Source organism: Pseudomonas sp. Tof1, from assembly GCF_055390395.1.
The window spans coordinates 4633690-4650093 of the sequence record NZ_AP024344.1 but is presented as its reverse complement, the minus strand read 5'-3'; the positions used below and the strand labels follow the sequence as shown (position 1 = coordinate 4650093).

Below are 16404 nucleotides of genomic sequence, written 5' to 3'. Positions count from 1 at the left end.
CATGCTCGATTCCAAACTGTTACGTAGCAACCTCCAGGACGTAGCGGATCGTCTGGCCTCCCGTGGCTTCAGCCTCGATGTCGCCCGCATCGAAGAGCTGGAAAGCCAGCGCAAGGTGGTGCAGACCCGCACCGAACAATTGCAGGCCGAGCGCAATGCGGTTTCCAAGAGTATCGGCCAGGCCAAGCAGCGCGGCGAAGACATCGCGCCGCTGATGGCCAGCGTCGAAAACATGGGCACCGAGCTGACGGAAGGCAAGGCCGCGCTGGACGCCATCCAGTCCGAGCTGGACCAGATCCTGCTGGGTATCCCCAACCTGCCCCACGAATCGGTACCGGTGGGTGCCGACGAGGACGGCAACGTCGAAGTGCGCCGCTGGGGCACGCCGACCGCCTTCGACTTCCCGATCCAGGACCACGTCGCCCTGGGCGAGAAGTTCGGCTGGCTGGACTTCGAAACCGCCGCCAAGCTGTCCGGCGCCCGTTTCGCCCTGCTGCGCGGCCCGATTGCCCGCCTGCACCGCGCCCTGGCGCAGTTCATGATCAACCTGCACACCAGCGAGCACGGTTACGAAGAAGCCTACACACCTTACCTGGTGCAGGCGCCGGCGCTGATGGGCACCAGCCAGTTGCCGAAGTTCGAGGAAGACCTGTTCAAGATCAAGCGCGACGGCGAAGCCGATCTGTACCTGATCCCGACCGCCGAAGTGTCGCTGACCAACATCGTCGCCGGCGAGATCCTCGATCCCAAGCAACTGCCGTTGAAATTCGTCGCCCACACCCCGTGCTTCCGCAGTGAAGCCGGTGCCTCGGGTCGCGATACCCGCGGCATGATCCGCCAGCACCAGTTCGACAAGGTCGAGATGGTCCAGGTGGTCGAGCCGTCGAAGTCGATGGAAGCGCTGGAAGGCCTGACTGCCAACGCCGAGAAGGTCCTGCAGCTGCTGCAACTGCCGTATCGTGTCCTGGCCCTGTGCACCGGCGATATGGGCTTCAGCGCCGTGAAGACCTACGACCTGGAAGTCTGGGTGCCGAGCCAGGACAAGTACCGCGAGATTTCCTCGTGCTCCAACTGTGGCGACTTCCAGGCCCGCCGCATGCAGGCGCGTTTCCGTAACGCCGAAACCGGCAAGCCGGAACTGGTCCACACCCTGAACGGCTCCGGCCTGGCGGTGGGGCGTACCCTGGTGGCGGTGCTGGAGAACTACCAGCAGGCCGACGGTTCGATCCGTGTACCGGAAGTGCTCAAGCCCTACATGGGCGGCATCGAGGTCATCGGCTAAATGGAATTTCTGCCGCTGTTTCACAACCTGCGCGGCAGCCGTGTCCTGGTGGTCGGTGGCGGCGAGATTGCCTTGCGCAAGTCTCGCCTGCTGGCCGACGCCGGTGCGCTGTTGCGGGTGGTTGCTCCCGAGATTGAAAGCCAACTGCGCGAGCTGATCGACGGCAGCGGCGGCGAAATGCTGTTGCGCGGTTATGTCGAGTCCGACCTGGATGGTTGCGTGCTGATCATCGCCGCCACCGATGACGAAGCGCTCAATGCCCAGGTTTCCGCCGATGCCCGGCGGCGTTGCGTACCGGTCAACGTGGTGGATGCGCCAGCCCTGTGCAGCGTGATCTTCCCGGCCATCGTCGATCGCTCGCCGCTGGTGATCGCGGTGTCCAGCGGCGGTGACGCACCGGTGCTGGCGCGGTTGATCCGGGCCAAGATGGAAACCTGGATTCCGTCGACCTATGGCCAGTTGGCCGGGTTGGCGGCGCGGTTCCGTCATCAGGTCAAGGCACTGTTCCCGGCTGTGCAGCAGCGTCGCGCCTTCTGGGAAGAGGTGTTCCAGGGGCCGATCGCCGATCGGCAACTGGCCGGGCAGGGCGCCGAGGCCGAGCGGCTGCTGGTGGAGAAGATCAACGGTACGCCCCGAATGCGTCGGGTGAGGTGTATCTGGTGGGCGCAGGTCCGGGTGACCCCGACCTGCTGACCTTCCGTGCCCTGCGCCTGATGCAGCAGGCGGACGTGGTGCTCTACGACCGCCTGGTGGCGCCGGCGATCCTCGAACTGTGCCGTCGGGATGCCGACCGTATCTACGTCGGCAAGCGCCGCGCCGATCACGCCGTGCCCCAGGACCAGATCAACCGGCAATTGGTCGAGCTGGCCAAACAGGGCAAGCGGGTGCTGCGCCTGAAGGGCGGCGATCCGTTCATTTTCGGTCGGGGTGGCGAAGAGATCGAGGAACTGGCGGCCCAGGGCATTCCATTCCAGGTGGTGCCGGGTATCACCGCGGCCAGCGGTTGCTCGGCCTACGCCGGGATTCCGCTGACTCATCGTGACCATGCGCAGTCCGTGCGCTTCGTCACCGGTCACCTGAAGGATGGCAGCACCGACCTGCCGTGGGTCGACCTGGTGGCGCCGGCGCAGACCGTGGTGTTCTACATGGGGCTGGTCGGCTTGCCGGTGATCTGCGAACAACTGATCCGGCACGGTCGTTCGGCGGACACCCCGGCGGCACTGATCCAGCAGGGCACCACGGCGAACCAGCGGGTGTTCACCGGCACCCTGGCCAACCTGCCGCAACTGGTGGCGGAGCATGAAGTGCATGCGCCGACCCTGGTGATCGTCGGCGAAGTGGTGCAGCTTCGCGAGAAACTGGCCTGGTTCGAAGGCGCCCAGGGTCAGGTCTGATCCAGCAACACAAACCTGCAGGAGCGGGTCTTCGGCTCCTGCAGTACCTCTCTCAGCTCTTCCAGACCCCACGCCCCACCAACCGCTCGCGGTCATGGCTGCCAGTGAAATCCTGCTCCGGCCCCTTGGGCACGACACCTGTCGGGTTGATGGTCCGGTGGCTGGCGTAGTAATGCCCCTTGATATGGGTGAAATCCACCGTCTCGGCCACACCCGGCCACTGATACATCTCCCGCAGCCAGTTCGACAGGTTCGGATAGTCGGCAATGCGCCGCAGGTTGCACTTGAAGTGACCGTGATACACCGCGTCGAAACGAATCATCGTGGTGAACAGCCGTACATCCGCCTCGGTCAGGTACTCGCCGGCCAGGTAGCGATGTTGCGACAGGTGCCGCTCCAGCTGATCCAGCTCGACGAACAGCGCGTCGAAAGCCGTTTCATAAGCTGATTGCGAGGTGGCGAAGCCGGCCCGGTAGACGCCGTTGTTCACCGCCGGATAGATCCGTTCGTTCCACTCATCGACGACCGGGCGCAAGGCTGGCGGGTAGAAGTCCAGGGTGTTGCCGGTCAGCCCGTTGAACGCGCTGTTGAACATGCGGATGATTTCGGCCGACTCGTTGCTGACGATGCGCTTGAGCTTCTTGTCCCACAGCACCGGCACAGTCACCCGGCCGGTGTAGTCGGCGGTGTCGGCGGTATAACGCTGGTGCATGAATGCCAGGCCATCGAGGTGATCGCCGGTGGAGCCATGGCTCTTGTCGAAGGTCCAGCCGTTTTCCAGCATCAGCCAACTGACCACCGAGACGTCGATCAGGCTTTCCAGGCCCTTGAGCTTGCGCAGGATCAGCGTACGGTGGGCCCAGGGGCAGGCCAGGGAAACATACAGGTGGTAGCGACCGGCCTCGGCGACGAAGCCGCCTTCGCCGCTGGGGCCCGGCTGGCCATCGGCGGTCACCCAGTGACGGCGCTGCGCCTGCTCGCGCTGGAAGGCGCCGTCTTTGCTGCTTTCATACCACTGGTCGTGCCAGCGGCCTTCGATCAAGAGACCCATCTAGAAAAACTCCTTGGCAGTGATGCGTTGGAGCCCAGTCTAAAGAGAATCGTTCGAATAAATAGCGCAAAACCTGGGGTCGAATGATCGATTAAATCGATTTGTCTCGTGCGGCCCAGTAAATCCGGGCCTGTTCGAACGCCTCTTCACGAGGCAGGCCGAGCCCGCGCAAGGCCAGTGCCATGGTAGACAGCAGCGCCAGTTGCGGGTAACTGTCCTCGACCTCGCCGCGCCAGATCGCCTTGAGGTGTTCGGGTTCCAGCGACGCCGGCTTCACATGGCGCTGCTCGGACAACGCCGGCCATTCCTCATCCCAGTTTTCGCCGTTGGCCGTGCCGTACAGGTGGCTGGTGCTGTCGGGATTGACCTCGATCTCGCCGCCATCGCCCTTGATCACGATGGCGGTATCACCCAGCAGGCGGCTGGCTTCGCGATGCACGGCCTGGTAGCCGGGGTGGAAGATGCTCTGCAGGCCACAGCGCGCCCCCAGCGGGTTGAGGACGCGGGCCAGCGAATGGATCGGCGAGCGCAGGCCGAGGGTATTGCGCAGGTCGATCATCCGTTGCAGTTGGGGGGCCCAGTCGACCAGGGGCGCAAAGGCAATGTTGCCGGCGGCCAGGGCCTGCCCGACGGCCTGCCAGTTGCGGCACAGCGGAATCTGCAGGGTTTCCAGCAACTGTTCGGTGTACAGCCGGCCCGCGGTGTGGGCGCCGCCGCCGTGCATCAGAATCTTCACGCCGTTCTGGGCCAGGCATTTGGCGGCCAGCAGGTACCAGGGCAGGTGGCGTTTCTTGCCGGCGTAGGTCGGCCAGTCCAGGTCGACCTGCAGGGATGGGGCATCGAGCCGTTCGCGCAGGGCCTCGGTGAAGCCGGCCAGTTCCTCCGGGCTTTCCTCCTTGTGCCGCAACAGCATCAGGAAGGCGCCGAGCTGGGTCTCTTCGACTTTCCCGTCGAGCAGCATACCCATGGCCTCACGGGCTTCCTCGCGGCTCAGGCCGCGGGCGCCACGCTTGCCCTTGCCGAGGATGCGTACGAATGGGGCGAAAGGATGTTCCTCGGGTGTTTCGGTGATCAGCGGCACGTATTCGGTCATAGACAGTTCGTCGGCTTGGGCAGGCCCGCCAGCTTGGCGGCCAGTTTGGCGGGAGTGCCATTGAACAGGCGGTTGAGGTGCAGGCTGTTGCCCTTTTCCACGCCCAGTTTCGAGGCGGTGTACTTGATCAGCGGGCGAGTGGCCGGTGACAGCTCGAATTCCCGGTAGAACCCGCGCAGCAGTTCGAGGATCTCCCAGTGCTCGGGGCTCAGCTCGATGCCTTCACGGGCGGCGAGGGCGCCGGCGACCTCGGGCGACCAGTCACTCAGTTCAACCAGGTAACCGTCCTTGTCCAGGGCGATGTCCCGCCCGTTCACCGTCAGGGTATTCATAGCCAGGTATTGACCTTGTCGTGCCGGACCGACAATTCGACGAAGCCCGGGTAGTCCACGCGTGTGGCCCAGCTCGGGCACTCCAGGCCGCGGGCCTGCAGGTCCTCGTCGAGGGCGAACAGGCGCAGCGTGGCGGCGCGCTCTTCCAGGGCTTCCAGCGGTAGGCTGCGCGGTTGCAGGGCGTATACCGCGTCGCCGCAAAGCAGCAGGGCGTCCTCGGCACCCAGCAGGCGCAGGCAACTGCCCAGGCGGCTGTCGGTGAAAGGGGAGTGGGACAATACGTGCAAGGTCGACATCAGAGCGTGATCACCTGGTCATAACGATTAACGAGCGCGACGATTTCTTCGGTCGCCAGCAGGTTCAGGTCTGCGCTGGCCACCTGGTCGGCGAGGATGCCACGATCGGCCAGGCTGTCGCGGCAGGCAAACAGGTCCTCGACGCCGAACAGCGACAATGCCTTCAGGTTGGCCGTCAGGTCCTTCTGCTGCACGGCCTTGGCCGTCTGCCCCGGCATGAGCTGGAACACCCCGTCATCCATGAACAACAGGCCCACGGGCAGATCGAAGGCGCCGCCGGCCAGGACGATATCCAGGGCTTCGCGGGCGCTCGGCCCGGACCACGGCGCCTGGCGGCTGATAATCAACAGAGACTTGGACATCTCAAGGCCCTCCGAAGCAGATCAGGCGGTCGGCGGCCTGCACCGCATCATGCAATTGCCCCAGGCCCGAGAGTTCCCAGCCGGCGCCCAGGTTCACCGCCGAGCGCGCGTAGCGCTGGGCTTCCTCGTCATTCAGCACGCCCCGGCGCAGGGCCGCGGCAATGCAGACCACGCCGTCGAGCTGGTTGTCGCTGACGAAACTGGCCCATTCCCGTGGCAGGTCCTGTTCGTCCTGTGGCGTGACCACGTTGCCCGAGGCACTGTGCACGCCATCCTGGTAAAAGAACAGCCGCACGATGTCATGGCCGCCGGCGAGCAGGGCCTGGGCGAACAGCAGGGCCCGTCGGGAAGAGGGCGCGTGGGGCGGGGAAAACAGCGCAATGGCAAACTTCATGGAAGGCTCTGTCAGCGAATCTGTCGCCATGATAAGGCCAGACTCCCCAAGAAGCTAAATCGCGGTCAACAAAAAGCCCGCCGAAGCGGGCTTTTTGCTCATGCAGGTGATCAGTCGTCGCGGCTCATGATGCCGAAGATCTGCAACAGGCTGACGAACAGGTTGTAGATCGATACATACAGGCTGATGGTCGCCATGATGTAGTTACGCTCGCCGCCATGGATGATGGCGCTGGTCTGGAACAGGATGCACACCGACGAGAACAGCACGAAGCCGGCGCTGATCGCCAGTTGCAGGCCGCTGATGTTGAAGAAGAGGCTGGCCAGCGTGGCACCCAGCAGGACGAAGAAGCCGGCGGTGATGAAGCCGCTGAGGAAGCTCATGTCCTTGCGGGTCACCAGCACGTAGGCCGACAGGCCGCCGAACACCAGGGCGGTCATGGCGAAAGCCGAGCTGACGACTTCGGCGCCGCCCTGCATGCCCAGGTAGCGGTTGAGGATCGGGCCGAGCAGGAAGCCCATGAAGCCGGTGAGGGCGAAGGTCGACACCAGGCCCCAGACGGAATCGCGCAGCTTGTTGGTGAGGAAGAACAGCCCGTAGAAGCCGATCAGGACCACGAAGACGTTCGGGTAGCGCACGTTCATCTGCTGGGCGACGAAAGCCATCACACCGCTGAAGGCCAGGGTGAGGGCGAGAAGGCTGTAAGTGTTGCGCAGGACGCGGCTAACCTCTAGCTGCTCAGCCTGCACGCTGTTGTTAACGGCGTAATCCTGTTCGCGCATGGCGAAACTCTCCTTCGGTTTTGAAATGTTCAGTCGCAAAGATCATAACAGAGGCTCTGTAACAAGCTATCACGAGAGTTTGACAGTGTGTTTCATTCCGGTATCATGGCGCCCGCAATGCATGGGAGGTGTGGCCGAGTGGTTTAAGGCAGCAGTCTTGAAAACTGCCGACTGTAACAGGTCCCAGAGTTCGAATCTCTGCGCCTCCGCCATCTTGCACACTGTCAAGGCCCCGAATCTTCGGGGCTTTTTCGTTTCTGGGCGAAGTGCACAGCCTCATCCAAGACTTTTCGTACGATATGTGCTCACATATCCGATATCTCCAACCGACCACCGAGCGTTAAGGTCTAGATGTCGCTGAGCTTCAGCGATACAGGATTGGCGTCCTGGCTGGTTTGGAAGGCACAAAGCCGCGATCGCGGCTTTCGTGTCCTGCGTGTGGCTGTCTGTTATGGGCGGGCCGTATGTGGGCATCTTCGGATGCGCCGGGTCCAACTAGCCGGTACGCCAACCCATACGGCCCCGCCCACCCTGATTGGCGTCAGGAGGCGGTTTCAACGCGACTGGTTGGGGAAATCAATATGAATGAACACTTCGAACCTGCCCGCTTCATTCGTCACAATCGTTTTATCCATGCCCTGATGCTGGAATCACAAGCCTGGTTCAGCGTGACCGACCTTGGGCGTTTGATGGGGCGTTCACTGGACGAACGCCTGACCCGTAAGCTCGACAGCGATCAGCGGCGCATGCTCTGGCTGAACTACCACGGAGTCATCCAGGAAACCCTGATGGTCAGCGAGTCGGGCATGTACGCCTTGATGATTCACCATCACATCCCGGAAAACCAAAATCTGCGGCGATGGCTGACCCATGAAGTCATTCCAACGTTGCGAAGTACTCCGGTAGGCACCGCCAAGCAAGGGCCCAGCCTCAGTTCGCTGCACTGGGCAGGTCATGCGGTCAGTCTGCTGCACTGGCAGAACGAGGCGTGGATCAGATGGCGAGATGTTCCGGGGCTCATGCTGCCGACGGAGTGTGTGCCAGCTCAATGACGCAAGTGACCGTTGTTACTGTTCAATCGCAGTGGGCCCTACCAGTGCCATGAAGGCACTGGTGCGACTTTTGCCCTCTCATTTAGCCCTATGGTCTTAACTCCGTGCCCTAGCTGTGCAGTCCCGGAAAGTCATGGTGCATCTTTAACACTCCAGGAGGATGCATGTTGGAGGGAGGTATCCATGGCTTCGCCTGAACGACGTCGAAAGTTCGCGAATTGCATAGACTGCAAAAATTGAAAGCTTGTCTAAGATCGACGTAGACGAGTGACCTCAGGTTGGTCAAGCGCACAGCCTATGTATTACGTGCCGAATGAGAGCAATGGATATGCGCAAGAAGTCCCAGCCATGGTTTGTCCCACTCCTGATTCTTTTTGCTGTTCTGTGGGCAACGGGGAAAAAAGACACCCCTCCAGCCCAGCGACAGCCAAGTGCTCCGAGCGTGCTGGCGTCAGTTAGTCCAATTTCTCCCTCAGCACCGGTCCCTGCCTTAATAAATGAACAGTTCGTAAGCGCTGACAATCTCAATGTCCGGGATCAACCTAGCGGCAAGGTTATCTCAAAGCTGAAACGCGGTGAAAAGGTTCAGGTCTTCGAGACGCGAAATGAATGGGCGCGCATCAGCATAGATGGTCAACCTTCGAAGTGGCTTTCGTCCAAAAGCCTCTGCAGCGGATCCGACTGCTACGTCGCTTTAAAGCCAAAGCCAGGGGTTCAGCCGATACAGCCTGCTCGCCAACAGACTCCAATTTATGGTTCTTCCTGTCCTTGTTCCTCTGGAAACGTGTGCATCGGGCCTCGTGGTGGCCGGTACTGCATTACTTCAGGAGGCCACAAGCGTTACGGCATCTAATACGAGCCATCACGCCATAAGCTCTGCGAATGTGCCATTCGCTCGTCCAGCTGGCTGGACATATATTCTTAACTCGCTCAGAAGCACCATACAAAATTCATAAAAGCTGGCTTGTAGGCTACGCCTGCGAGCACAGCGTTGCACGCTCGTCACGCGAGTGATCTTGCGGACAGGCTTACAGGCGATGAAATTCAATGGACGTTTCGAAACTCTCGCATGCGTACCGCAACCCCTCAGGCAAACATCGATGCCAACACGCCGGGTGTCTGCGCGCCGTACACGACCGTTCCATTGATGCGCAATGAGGGAATGACACGTCCCGTCCACGCAGCGGCCATCGCTTCGGTTTGATCCAGCTCCTGGCTGAAGGCGTCGCTCTCGATGAACGCCTCGACGTCCCGGAATGCAACCCCCTCGGGAGCGAGAAGTCGCTCCAGCGTCGACAGCGCGCCGATATCCGCAGCCTGGCAAAACAGGGCCTCGTACACGCGCTCCACGAACGCCTGTGCTGGCCTGCCGCTTCTCTGCAGCCACAACACGGCAGCCAGCGCGGGGCGCGTGTCGGGGACCGTGAGGATCTTGCCCAATTGCGGCTCGATACCGAGCTTGCGCAGTTCCGTCGCGACCAGCGACTGATGGACCACGGCCTCCGTTCCGAAGCGGCGCTCCAGGTAGTCGGAGTAGGCCATCCCGGCGGCGGCTCGGCTGAGCGAGGAGCGGCACGGCTGGAAAATGATCTCCAGCGGCCTGCCAGCCTGGTGCATGGCGGCAGCCAGGCGACGCTCCGCCACCCAGCCCCAAGGGTCAAGGAAGTCAAACGCTAGCAGGGGAGGAGTAGCCATGGTGAATGCCCTTGAGGAGTTGATCACCTTAAGGGTACGGAGCTGTTCGAATCAACAGAAGCCATAGATGGCGCAATTGAGTATTGCGCTGGCTGCTAGGCCATATTCAGCAACTCTTTCATGAACTGAATGAACACCTTGATGCGCGTCGATTCACGATTGATTGGCAGGTAGACGATATTGATCGATGTATTGACTGAGGTCGGGTTCACCTCATATTCGGACAGCAGGCGTGTCAGTCGCCCATGTTGTACGTCCTCGGCGACCAACCAGTCGGCCAGCAGCGCGATTCCCTGACCGGCGATGGCCGCCTGCCGAAGGATATCGGCATTATTGCTCTGCATCCGCCCCTGCACGGCGACCGGTACCGTTTCGTCGTCGATTTCGAAGTGCCAGTCCCGCATGGGCCCGCCGTAGTCGAATCGCATGCACGCGTGCTGGGTCAGTTCGCCCGGTTGCGTCGGTGCACCCTGCTGCACGAGGTAGGCAGGGCTTGCCACCAGCCAGCGCTGGAAATGCCCGATGGTGCTGCAGATGACCTCTTCGCTGGAAACCGTCGAGCCCAGGCGCACGGTCAGGTCGATGCGATCCTTGTAGAGGTCGACCATCTCGTCGCTGAGATTCAGGCTGACCTCAAGCCCCGGATGGTTGGCGAGAAAGCGGCCCAGGTGCGGGGAAATCAGGCGGCGCCCGAACTCCACCGGCACGCTGACCCGCAGCTTGCCCTTCGCTTCGCTGCCGCGGTCGGTCACCATGCTGTCGGCAGCGGCCAGCGCATCGAGGATCGCCACGGCGTTATCGAAGTAGGCCTGGCCCAGATCGGTCAGGCTGTTCTGCCGGGTGCTGCGCGTGATCAGCGTGGTGCCCAGGTCCGACTCCAGCGCTGCGACCTGGCGCGCCACGGAGGAGGTCGCCACGCCCAGCTTGCGGGCTGCTGCCGAATAGCCGCCGCAGCGTACCGTTTCGACGAACATGCTCAACGCGAGAAACTTATCCATATTTCCGACTCTGTTGAAGAGATTCCCTGACCCGTAGCGGCTGTCACCCAGCCGTTCTGTGTGCGGCTGCCTGGATCATATTCGGCGAGAGGGTGGGCTGGATAGGACGCATGTGCTGTTGCTGGCGCTTGTGGGGGCGCGCGGGTCTTGAGCGAAGCCTGGCGCAGGCTGGCAACGCGGGGCGTCCTGTTGCCAGCCTCTGCGGGCCTTACGGGTCAGCGCCTGCCCGCATGTCTGGCGAGGAAGATCACCAGGGCGAGGGCCGGGATCGCCGCTGCAGTGAGGATCGCGGTGGTCCAGCCGAAGCCCTCGTACAGGGGGCTCGCCACCATCGAACCCAGTGCCCCGCCTACGAAGATGCTGGTCATGAACACGGCATTGAGGCGTGCGCGGCTGTTGGGGTCCAGGGCGTAGACTTCACGCTGGCCGAGGACCATGTTCAGTTGCACCGCGAAATCCAGGGCGATCGCCGCTGCCACCAGGCCCAGGTAGCCCAGTCCGGGGATGCCGCCGAGCAACAGCGCCACCGGGGCCAGTATCAACGCAACCAGGGTGCTGACCTGGCCGTGGCCGGCGTCGGCGAGTCGCCCGGCAATGGGCGCGGCAATGGCACCCACCGCGCCGACCAGGGCAAACAGGGCCACCCCGTTCTGGCTGAAGCCGTAGTGACGGACCAGCTCGATCGGGACGATGGTCCAGAAGAAGCTGAAGCTTGCAAACAGCAGTCCCTGGTACAGCGAGCGTTCACGCAGAACCGTGTACTGCCTGGCCAGGCCGAAGACGGAGCCGATCAGGCGGCGGTAGGTGGTGTGATGGTTCGGCAGCCGTTCAGGCAGCAGCATCGCCACCAGGGCCGCAATCACCACCATCAGGACCGCGGCGCTGTAAAACACCCCTCGCCAGCCGAAGTACTCGGACAACAGGCTCGAGACCGGACGGGCGAGCAGGATGCCGAGCAGCAGGCCGCTCATGATGTTCCCGACCACTCGACCGCGGCTGCTTTCGGGGGCCATGTGCGCGGCCAGCGGGACCAGGATCTGCACGGCGACCGAGGTCAGGCCGATCATCAGCGAGGCTGTCAGGAACAGTGAGGGCGTTTGGGCGAAGCCGGCGGCCGCCAGGAAGGCGCCGACCACCAGCGTAAAGCCGATCACCAGCCGGCGGTTTTCCATCAGGTCCGCCAGGGGCACGAGGAACAGCAGCCCGGCGGCATAACCGAACTGGGTCAACGAGACGATCAGGCTGGCATGTTCAGGTGAAAGGCCAATGCTCGGGGCAATCAGTTCGACGATGGGCTGGGCGTAGTAGAGGTTTGCAACGACGGCGCCACAGCAGAACGCCAGAAACGCAACCAGTGCCTTGGACAGGTTGGAGGGGGTGTCGGCATGCACCGACGTGAAAGCAGGAATTTCAGGGCTGCTCGCTGACATGGCGACATCTCCGAATGGGTTGAAAGGACAGGCACCAGCCTATGTGGGCGGCCCGGTTGCCGGAATACCCACTTCCGGCAACGAACCTGTGCACGTCGCGCAACGCCGACAGCGTTGCGTGATGAGCAAAGCTTCCTTGCGCGAGGGCCCGATACCCTGGGGCATCAGGCTCATTTAGGCTCATTCCCCTCAACGGATCGGCACCGAACAAGCCGAGGTTGGAGACGAGGAGAGCGAGGTGGGTATCCATGTCCTGTAGGAAACTCTTGGCAACGGCGGCTGTGGCACTCGGAGTCGGGGGCGCGGCTGTAGCGTTCTGGCTCATGTGGCGCCCGGCAATCGATCCGATCGAGCGGCCGCCGGCCTTCGATGCGGCCCAGGTTGCCCGTGGCGCCAGGGTGGTGGTCGCCGGCGACTGCGCGGTCTGTCACACCCGTCCCGGCGGGAAGTACCTGGCGGGCGGGCTCCCGCTGGTGACGCCGTTCGGCACGCTCTACAGCACCAACATCACGCCCGACGCCGAGACGGGCATTGGCAAGTGGTCGCTCCAGGCGTTCCAGCGGGCCATGCGCGAAGGTGTGTCGCGGGATGGGCACTTTCTGTATCCGGCCTTCCCGTACAAGCACTATCGCCTGCTCGACGATCAGGACATCGCGGACGCCTACAGCTACCTCATGAGCGGGCCGGCGGTGCATGAACCGGCGACCCCCAACCGCATGAGCTTCCCGATGAACATCCGGCCGCTGGTGTCGGGCTGGAACCTGCTGTTCCTGCCTACGGCCCCCTTCGAAGCGACAGCGCAACAGTCGGCGCAGTGGAATCGCGGGCGTTATCTGGTCGAGGGCGCGGGCCATTGTGGCGGCTGCCATACCCCCTTGAACTTCCTCGGTGCGCAGAAGGACAGCCAGGCACTCTCCGGTGGCGTGGTCGATGGATGGGCCGCGCCCTCCCTGCTCGGCCTGGCCAGCCGCGAGAATCCCTGGACCCAGGCGCAACTGGTGGGGTATCTGCAGGCTCGCGTGGTGCCGGAACAGGGCACTGCGGCCGGGCCCATGCGCCCGGTCAGCCAGGAACTGGCCCGGCTGCCGCAGAGCGATGTCGAAGCGATTGCCGGATACCTGCTGAGCCTGCCGGCGGAAGAGGCCAGGGCGCCCGTCAAGGCACCGGGTATTGCGGCCCCGGCCGCGACAACCGACCTCGGCCGCGACCTGTTCCAGGGCGCCTGTGCCGGCTGCCACGGTGCGTCGGCACCCATGCGCAAGATCGATGGCAGGCCAGCGCTCGCGGCGACCTCCGCCGTCCAGGCGCGCGATGCGCGCAACTTCATCAAGACCGTCCTGGAAGGCATACCACCGACACCCGGCGAGCCCGGCCCGGCGATGCCGCCTTTCGCTGCCAGCCTGGGCGACCGGCAACTGGCAGCCCTGGCCGCCTTCGTGCGGCATCAGGCGAATCCCGATCAGCCGTGGAGCGATGTGGACTCGACCATTCAGGCCCTGCGCGAGGAAACCCGATGAGCAACGTGAATCTCACTGTCAATGGCAAGGTGCATAGCCTGGATCTGGATCCGGACATGCCATTGCTCTATGCCCTGCGTAACCACCTGGAACTCAACGGCGCCAAGTATGGCTGCGGGCTGGGCCAGTGCGGGGCCTGCACCGTCATCGTCGATGACCAGCCGGTGTTCTCCTGTGTGACCCCGTGCGCGGGAATGGCGGGCCGCCAGATCCGCACCGTGGAGAGCCTGGGTAGTGCCGAACGCCCCGGCCCCTTGCAGCAGGCGTTCATCGACACCCAGGCCGCCCAATGTGGCTATTGCATCGCCGGCATGATCATGCGTGCCCAGGCCCTGCTGGAGAAGAATCCTCGGCCGGACGAGAACACCATCCGCGCGCACATGGCAACCAACCTGTGCCGCTGCGGTACGCACCTTCGCATCCTTGAAGCCATCACCCGCGTCGTTGAAAACGGTGGAATCCATGTCGTCCAAAACTGAGTTCGGTCGTCGCGCGTTTCTCCAGGGCAGCAGCCTGCTGATGGCATTTACCCTGATGCCGGCGGCCCGCAAGGTATTGGCCGATACCGAAGTCGACACGCTCGGCACTGCCGTCCTCGCGCCGGACCTGCCAGGCAGCCTGCGAACCAACCCTTACCTCGATGCCTGGATCCGGATTGGCGCCGAAGGCATCACCGTCTATACCGGCAAGGTGGAACTCGGTACTGGCGTCAGGACCGCGCTGTTGCAGATCGCTGCGGAGCGCCTGGACGTAACGCCGGGGAAGGTGAATTTCCTGACGGCCGACACTGCCCTGACCCCGAACGAGGGCTACACGGCCGGCAGTCATACGATTTTCGACAGCGGTACCGCCCTGTTCAACGCCGCCGCGCAGGTCCGGCAGATGCTGCTGGACTCCGCCGCCAGGCAGTGGGGCATGGACGTCGCGACGCTGAAGACGGGCGATGCCATGATCACCGCTCCCTCCGGTGCCCGGATGAGTTATGCCGATGCGGTGGCTGGCGTGGATCTGCACCAGTATGCCCAGGCCCGGTCACCGGATATCTCACCCGAACAGTTCAAGCTCATCGGTCACGCGATTCCTCGCCTCGATATTCCGGCAAAAGTCACCGGGGGCGCCGCGTTCGTCCAGGACATGCGGCTGCCGGGGATGCTCCATGCCCGCGTGATTCGGCCGCCGCGGCCAGGCAGTCAGCTCACCGCATTCGATGCGCGGGCGATCGAGGATTTGCCAGGTGTCGTCGCGGTGCTGAGGGATGGCAACTACCTGGCGGTGGTCGCCAGGGACGAATGGCAGGCGGTGAAAGCCATGCGGGCGGGTTATGAGTCGGCGACCTGGAGCGGTGGCGAGGTGATTCCGGACCAGGCCGTCATTCATCAGCTATTGCCCCGCCTGCCGTCCCGGCGTTACCCGATCAGGCATGAGGGCAGCGCAGCGCCTTCTGCCGGCAAGACTTACCGGGCACGCGCCACCAAGCACTACCTGATGCATGGCTCGATCGGGCCGTCCTGTGCGCTGGCCTGGTTCAAGGACGGCACGCTGACGGTCTGGACCCATACCCAGGGCGTGTTCCCGCTGCGTGCCGGGATTGCCGAGATGGTCGGCCTGGCGGTGACCGCCGTGCGCTGTATCCACGTTGAAGGGGCGGGTTGCTACGGGCATAACGGTGCCGATGACGCCGCCGCCGATGCCGCGCTCATTGCCATGCGCGTGCCCGGCGTGCCGGTGCGTGTGCAATGGATGCGCGAGCAGGAAAACCTCTGGGAGCCCTACAGCTCGGCGATGATCACCGAGCTTGAGGCCAGCCTGGACCGCAACGGTCGCATCGGCAACTGGAAGTACGAACTCTGGACGACGCCACATAACGAGCGCATCACCAACGCCGGCCGGCTGGTACCGGCCCGGATGCTGGCCCGTCCGTTCACCTCTATGCCGTCGATTCCGATCGCCCAGCCCGAGGGCGATGGTGACCGCAACGCGATCCCGTTGTACGAGACGGGTTCCAGCAGCATCGACATGAATTTCATTACCCAGATGCCGTTCCGTACCTCGGCGATGCGCTCGCTGGGGGCGCATATCAACGTGTTCGCCATCGAGGCCTGCCTGGACGAATTGGCCGGTCAGGCCGGGGTCGATCCTGTCGAATTCAGGCTTGCCCATCTCGGCGACCCTCGGGCAAGGGCCGTCATCGAAAGAGCGCGGGATGAATTCGGCTGGCCACGCCGGGGCTCGATGCCGGGCAGCGGTATCGGCATGGGCTTTGCCCGCTACAAGAACATCATGGGGTATTGCGCCGTTGCCGTGGAAATCCAGGTCCATCCGCAAACCGGCGAAATCGGGATCGAACGGGTGGTCACCGCCGTGGACGTCGGGCAGATCGTCAACCCGGACGGGCTACGCAACCAGGTCGAAGGCGGCATCGTCCAGTCGAGCAGTTGGACCCTCTTCGAAGCGGTGAGCTACGACGCGGGCGGAGTTCGCAGCTACGACTGGAGCGGGTATCCGATCCTGCGTTTTCCTCAACTGCCCCGGCATGTCGAGGTGCACATGATCGACCAGCCGGGTCAACCTTTCCTGGGCGCGGCTGAAATCGTCCAGGGCCCGATGGCGGCCGCCCTGGGCAACGCGATCGCCGATGCCACGGGGCACAGGCGGCTGGCCCTGCCGCTGGCGCGGACGCTCGACAAAGAAGGGTGACCCATTCGATGTTCGATGGCTTGAGCCGG

At 63.3% G+C, this 16404-nt stretch carries 16 protein-coding genes, 1 tRNA gene and 1 pseudogene; 8 read left to right on the top strand and 10 right to left on the bottom strand.

Annotated elements, in window-relative coordinates; all coding sequences use genetic code 11:
- Nucleotide 1: 1 nt before the first annotated feature.
- Together serS and cysG are read left to right on the top strand one after the other, a co-directional pair.
- Nucleotides 2-1282, top strand: coding sequence for a serine--tRNA ligase (gene serS / locus ACZ5KU_RS20815; RefSeq protein ID WP_054062804.1), 1281 nt, complete (start codon nucleotides 2-4; stop codon nucleotides 1280-1282).
- Nucleotides 1283-2676, top strand: a pseudogene (cysG, locus tag ACZ5KU_RS20810) (siroheme synthase CysG). It begins immediately after the preceding gene.
- A 52-nt stretch (nucleotides 2677-2728) separates the two neighbouring features.
- Here the strand turns inward: cysG and ACZ5KU_RS20805 are convergent.
- The 7 genes from ACZ5KU_RS20805 to ACZ5KU_RS20775 all read right to left on the bottom strand — a co-directional run bounded on the left by ACZ5KU_RS20805 (nucleotide 2729) and on the right by ACZ5KU_RS20775 (nucleotide 6986).
- Nucleotides 2729-3727 carry a glutathione S-transferase family protein gene (locus ACZ5KU_RS20805; RefSeq protein WP_054057246.1) on the bottom strand — a complete coding sequence of 333 codons (999 nt, stop codon included), beginning with the start codon at nucleotides 3725-3727 and terminating at the stop codon, nucleotides 2729-2731.
- A gap of 91 nt (nucleotides 3728-3818) precedes the next feature.
- A complete protein-coding gene (locus ACZ5KU_RS20800; RefSeq protein WP_054057247.1) occupies nucleotides 3819-4820 on the bottom strand; it encodes a glycosyl transferase family protein in 1002 nt (333 codons plus the stop codon).
- A complete protein-coding gene (locus ACZ5KU_RS20795) occupies nucleotides 4817-5152 on the bottom strand; it encodes a TusE/DsrC/DsvC family sulfur relay protein (RefSeq protein ID WP_273823243.1) in 336 nt (111 codons plus the stop codon). The genes ACZ5KU_RS20800 and ACZ5KU_RS20795 overlap by 4 nt, the downstream gene beginning before the upstream one ends.
- On the bottom strand, nucleotides 5149-5448 hold the full coding sequence (tusB, locus tag ACZ5KU_RS20790; RefSeq protein WP_054057249.1) for a sulfurtransferase complex subunit TusB: 300 nt from the start codon (nucleotides 5446-5448) through the stop codon (nucleotides 5149-5151). Before tusB ends, ACZ5KU_RS20795 begins: the two co-directional genes overlap by 4 nt.
- Nucleotides 5448-5810: a sulfurtransferase complex subunit TusC gene (tusC, locus tag ACZ5KU_RS20785; RefSeq protein WP_054057250.1), complete on the bottom strand. Its 363-nt coding sequence runs from the start codon at nucleotides 5808-5810 to the stop codon at nucleotides 5448-5450. The genes tusB and tusC overlap by 1 nt, the downstream gene beginning before the upstream one ends.
- Before the next feature lies 1 nt (nucleotide 5811).
- Complete coding sequence (gene tusD / locus ACZ5KU_RS20780) at nucleotides 5812-6204, bottom strand: sulfurtransferase complex subunit TusD (RefSeq protein WP_054057251.1); 393 nt, start codon at nucleotides 6202-6204, stop codon at nucleotides 5812-5814.
- Between the two features lie 110 nt (nucleotides 6205-6314).
- Nucleotides 6315-6986: a Bax inhibitor-1/YccA family protein gene (locus ACZ5KU_RS20775; protein WP_054057252.1), complete on the bottom strand. Its 672-nt coding sequence runs from the start codon at nucleotides 6984-6986 to the stop codon at nucleotides 6315-6317.
- Nucleotides 6987-7110: 124 nt separating this feature from the next.
- On the opposite strand from ACZ5KU_RS20775, the gene ACZ5KU_RS20770 reads away from it, so the two are divergent.
- From ACZ5KU_RS20770 to ACZ5KU_RS20760, 3 genes are all read left to right on the top strand, one after another.
- A tRNA-Ser gene (locus ACZ5KU_RS20770) sits at nucleotides 7111-7198 on the top strand.
- A 369-nt stretch (nucleotides 7199-7567) separates the two neighbouring features.
- Nucleotides 7568-8038, top strand: a complete 471-nt coding sequence (locus ACZ5KU_RS20765; RefSeq protein WP_416769726.1) for a BRO-N domain-containing protein — start codon at nucleotides 7568-7570, stop codon at nucleotides 8036-8038.
- 313 nt (nucleotides 8039-8351) lie between these two features.
- Nucleotides 8352-8891 (top strand): SH3 domain-containing protein, encoded by a 540-nt coding sequence (locus tag ACZ5KU_RS20760; protein WP_416769724.1) that lies wholly within the window; start codon nucleotides 8352-8354, stop codon nucleotides 8889-8891.
- Between the two features lie 233 nt (nucleotides 8892-9124).
- Here the strand turns inward: ACZ5KU_RS20760 and ACZ5KU_RS20755 are convergent, their stop codons facing one another.
- From ACZ5KU_RS20755 to ACZ5KU_RS20745, 3 genes are all read right to left on the bottom strand, one after another.
- Nucleotides 9125-9733 carry a DsbA family oxidoreductase gene (locus ACZ5KU_RS20755; RefSeq protein WP_464736171.1) on the bottom strand — a complete coding sequence of 203 codons (609 nt, stop codon included), beginning with the start codon at nucleotides 9731-9733 and terminating at the stop codon, nucleotides 9125-9127.
- 95 nt (nucleotides 9734-9828) lie between these two features.
- Nucleotides 9829-10731: a LysR family transcriptional regulator gene (locus tag ACZ5KU_RS20750; protein WP_464736170.1), complete on the bottom strand. Its 903-nt coding sequence runs from the start codon at nucleotides 10729-10731 to the stop codon at nucleotides 9829-9831.
- Between the two features lie 215 nt (nucleotides 10732-10946).
- On the bottom strand, nucleotides 10947-12161 hold the full coding sequence (locus ACZ5KU_RS20745; RefSeq protein WP_464736169.1) for an MFS transporter: 1215 nt from the start codon (nucleotides 12159-12161) through the stop codon (nucleotides 10947-10949).
- Nucleotides 12162-12484: 323 nt separating this feature from the next.
- Between ACZ5KU_RS20745 and ACZ5KU_RS20740 the strand changes: the two genes are divergently transcribed.
- From ACZ5KU_RS20740 to ACZ5KU_RS20730, 3 genes are read left to right on the top strand one after another with little or no spacing between them, the layout of a single operon-like run.
- Nucleotides 12485-13678 (top strand): c-type cytochrome, encoded by a 1194-nt coding sequence (locus tag ACZ5KU_RS20740; protein WP_416769716.1) that lies wholly within the window; start codon nucleotides 12485-12487, stop codon nucleotides 13676-13678.
- Entirely contained in the window at nucleotides 13675-14157 is a 483-nt protein-coding gene (locus tag ACZ5KU_RS20735) for a (2Fe-2S)-binding protein (RefSeq protein ID WP_464736168.1), read from the top strand. Before ACZ5KU_RS20740 ends, ACZ5KU_RS20735 begins: the two co-directional genes overlap by 4 nt.
- Nucleotides 14141-16375: a xanthine dehydrogenase family protein molybdopterin-binding subunit gene (locus ACZ5KU_RS20730; protein WP_464736167.1), complete on the top strand. Its 2235-nt coding sequence runs from the start codon at nucleotides 14141-14143 to the stop codon at nucleotides 16373-16375. Before ACZ5KU_RS20735 ends, ACZ5KU_RS20730 begins: the two co-directional genes overlap by 17 nt.
- Nucleotides 16376-16404: the final 29 nt, after the last annotated feature.

Excerpts from the sequence above, each read along its gene's own strand:
- ACZ5KU_RS20795 (WP_273823243.1), bottom strand. The coding sequence starts at position 5,152 with ATGAATACCCTGACGGTGAACGGGCGGGACATCGCCCTGGACAAGGAC.
- ACZ5KU_RS20750 (WP_464736170.1), bottom strand. The coding sequence starts at position 10,731 with ATGGATAAGTTTCTCGCGTTGAGCATGTTCGTCGAAACGGTACGCTGC.
- tusD (WP_054057251.1), bottom strand. The coding sequence starts at position 6,204 with ATGAAGTTTGCCATTGCGCTGTTTTCCCCGCCCCACGCGCCCTCTTCC.
- ACZ5KU_RS20775 (WP_054057252.1), bottom strand. The coding sequence starts at position 6,986 with ATGCGCGAACAGGATTACGCCGTTAACAACAGCGTGCAGGCTGAGCAG.
- ACZ5KU_RS20740 (WP_416769716.1), top strand. The coding sequence starts at position 12,485 with ATGTGGCGCCCGGCAATCGATCCGATCGAGCGGCCGCCGGCCTTCGAT.
- ACZ5KU_RS20730 (WP_464736167.1), top strand. The coding sequence starts at position 14,141 with ATGTCGTCCAAAACTGAGTTCGGTCGTCGCGCGTTTCTCCAGGGCAGC.
- ACZ5KU_RS20745 (WP_464736169.1), bottom strand. The coding sequence starts at position 12,161 with ATGTCAGCGAGCAGCCCTGAAATTCCTGCTTTCACGTCGGTGCATGCC.
- tusB (WP_054057249.1), bottom strand. The coding sequence starts at position 5,448 with ATGTCGACCTTGCACGTATTGTCCCACTCCCCTTTCACCGACAGCCGC.
- ACZ5KU_RS20765 (WP_416769726.1), top strand. The coding sequence starts at position 7,568 with ATGAATGAACACTTCGAACCTGCCCGCTTCATTCGTCACAATCGTTTT.
- ACZ5KU_RS20805 (WP_054057246.1), bottom strand. The coding sequence starts at position 3,727 with ATGGGTCTCTTGATCGAAGGCCGCTGGCACGACCAGTGGTATGAAAGC.
- ACZ5KU_RS20755 (WP_464736171.1), bottom strand. The coding sequence starts at position 9,733 with ATGGCTACTCCTCCCCTGCTAGCGTTTGACTTCCTTGACCCTTGGGGC.
- serS (WP_054062804.1), top strand. The coding sequence starts at position 2 with ATGCTCGATTCCAAACTGTTACGTAGCAACCTCCAGGACGTAGCGGAT.
- tusC (WP_054057250.1), bottom strand. The coding sequence starts at position 5,810 with ATGTCCAAGTCTCTGTTGATTATCAGCCGCCAGGCGCCGTGGTCCGGG.
- ACZ5KU_RS20735 (WP_464736168.1), top strand. The coding sequence starts at position 13,675 with ATGAGCAACGTGAATCTCACTGTCAATGGCAAGGTGCATAGCCTGGAT.
- ACZ5KU_RS20760 (WP_416769724.1), top strand. The coding sequence starts at position 8,352 with ATGAGAGCAATGGATATGCGCAAGAAGTCCCAGCCATGGTTTGTCCCA.
- ACZ5KU_RS20800 (WP_054057247.1), bottom strand. The coding sequence starts at position 4,820 with ATGACCGAATACGTGCCGCTGATCACCGAAACACCCGAGGAACATCCT.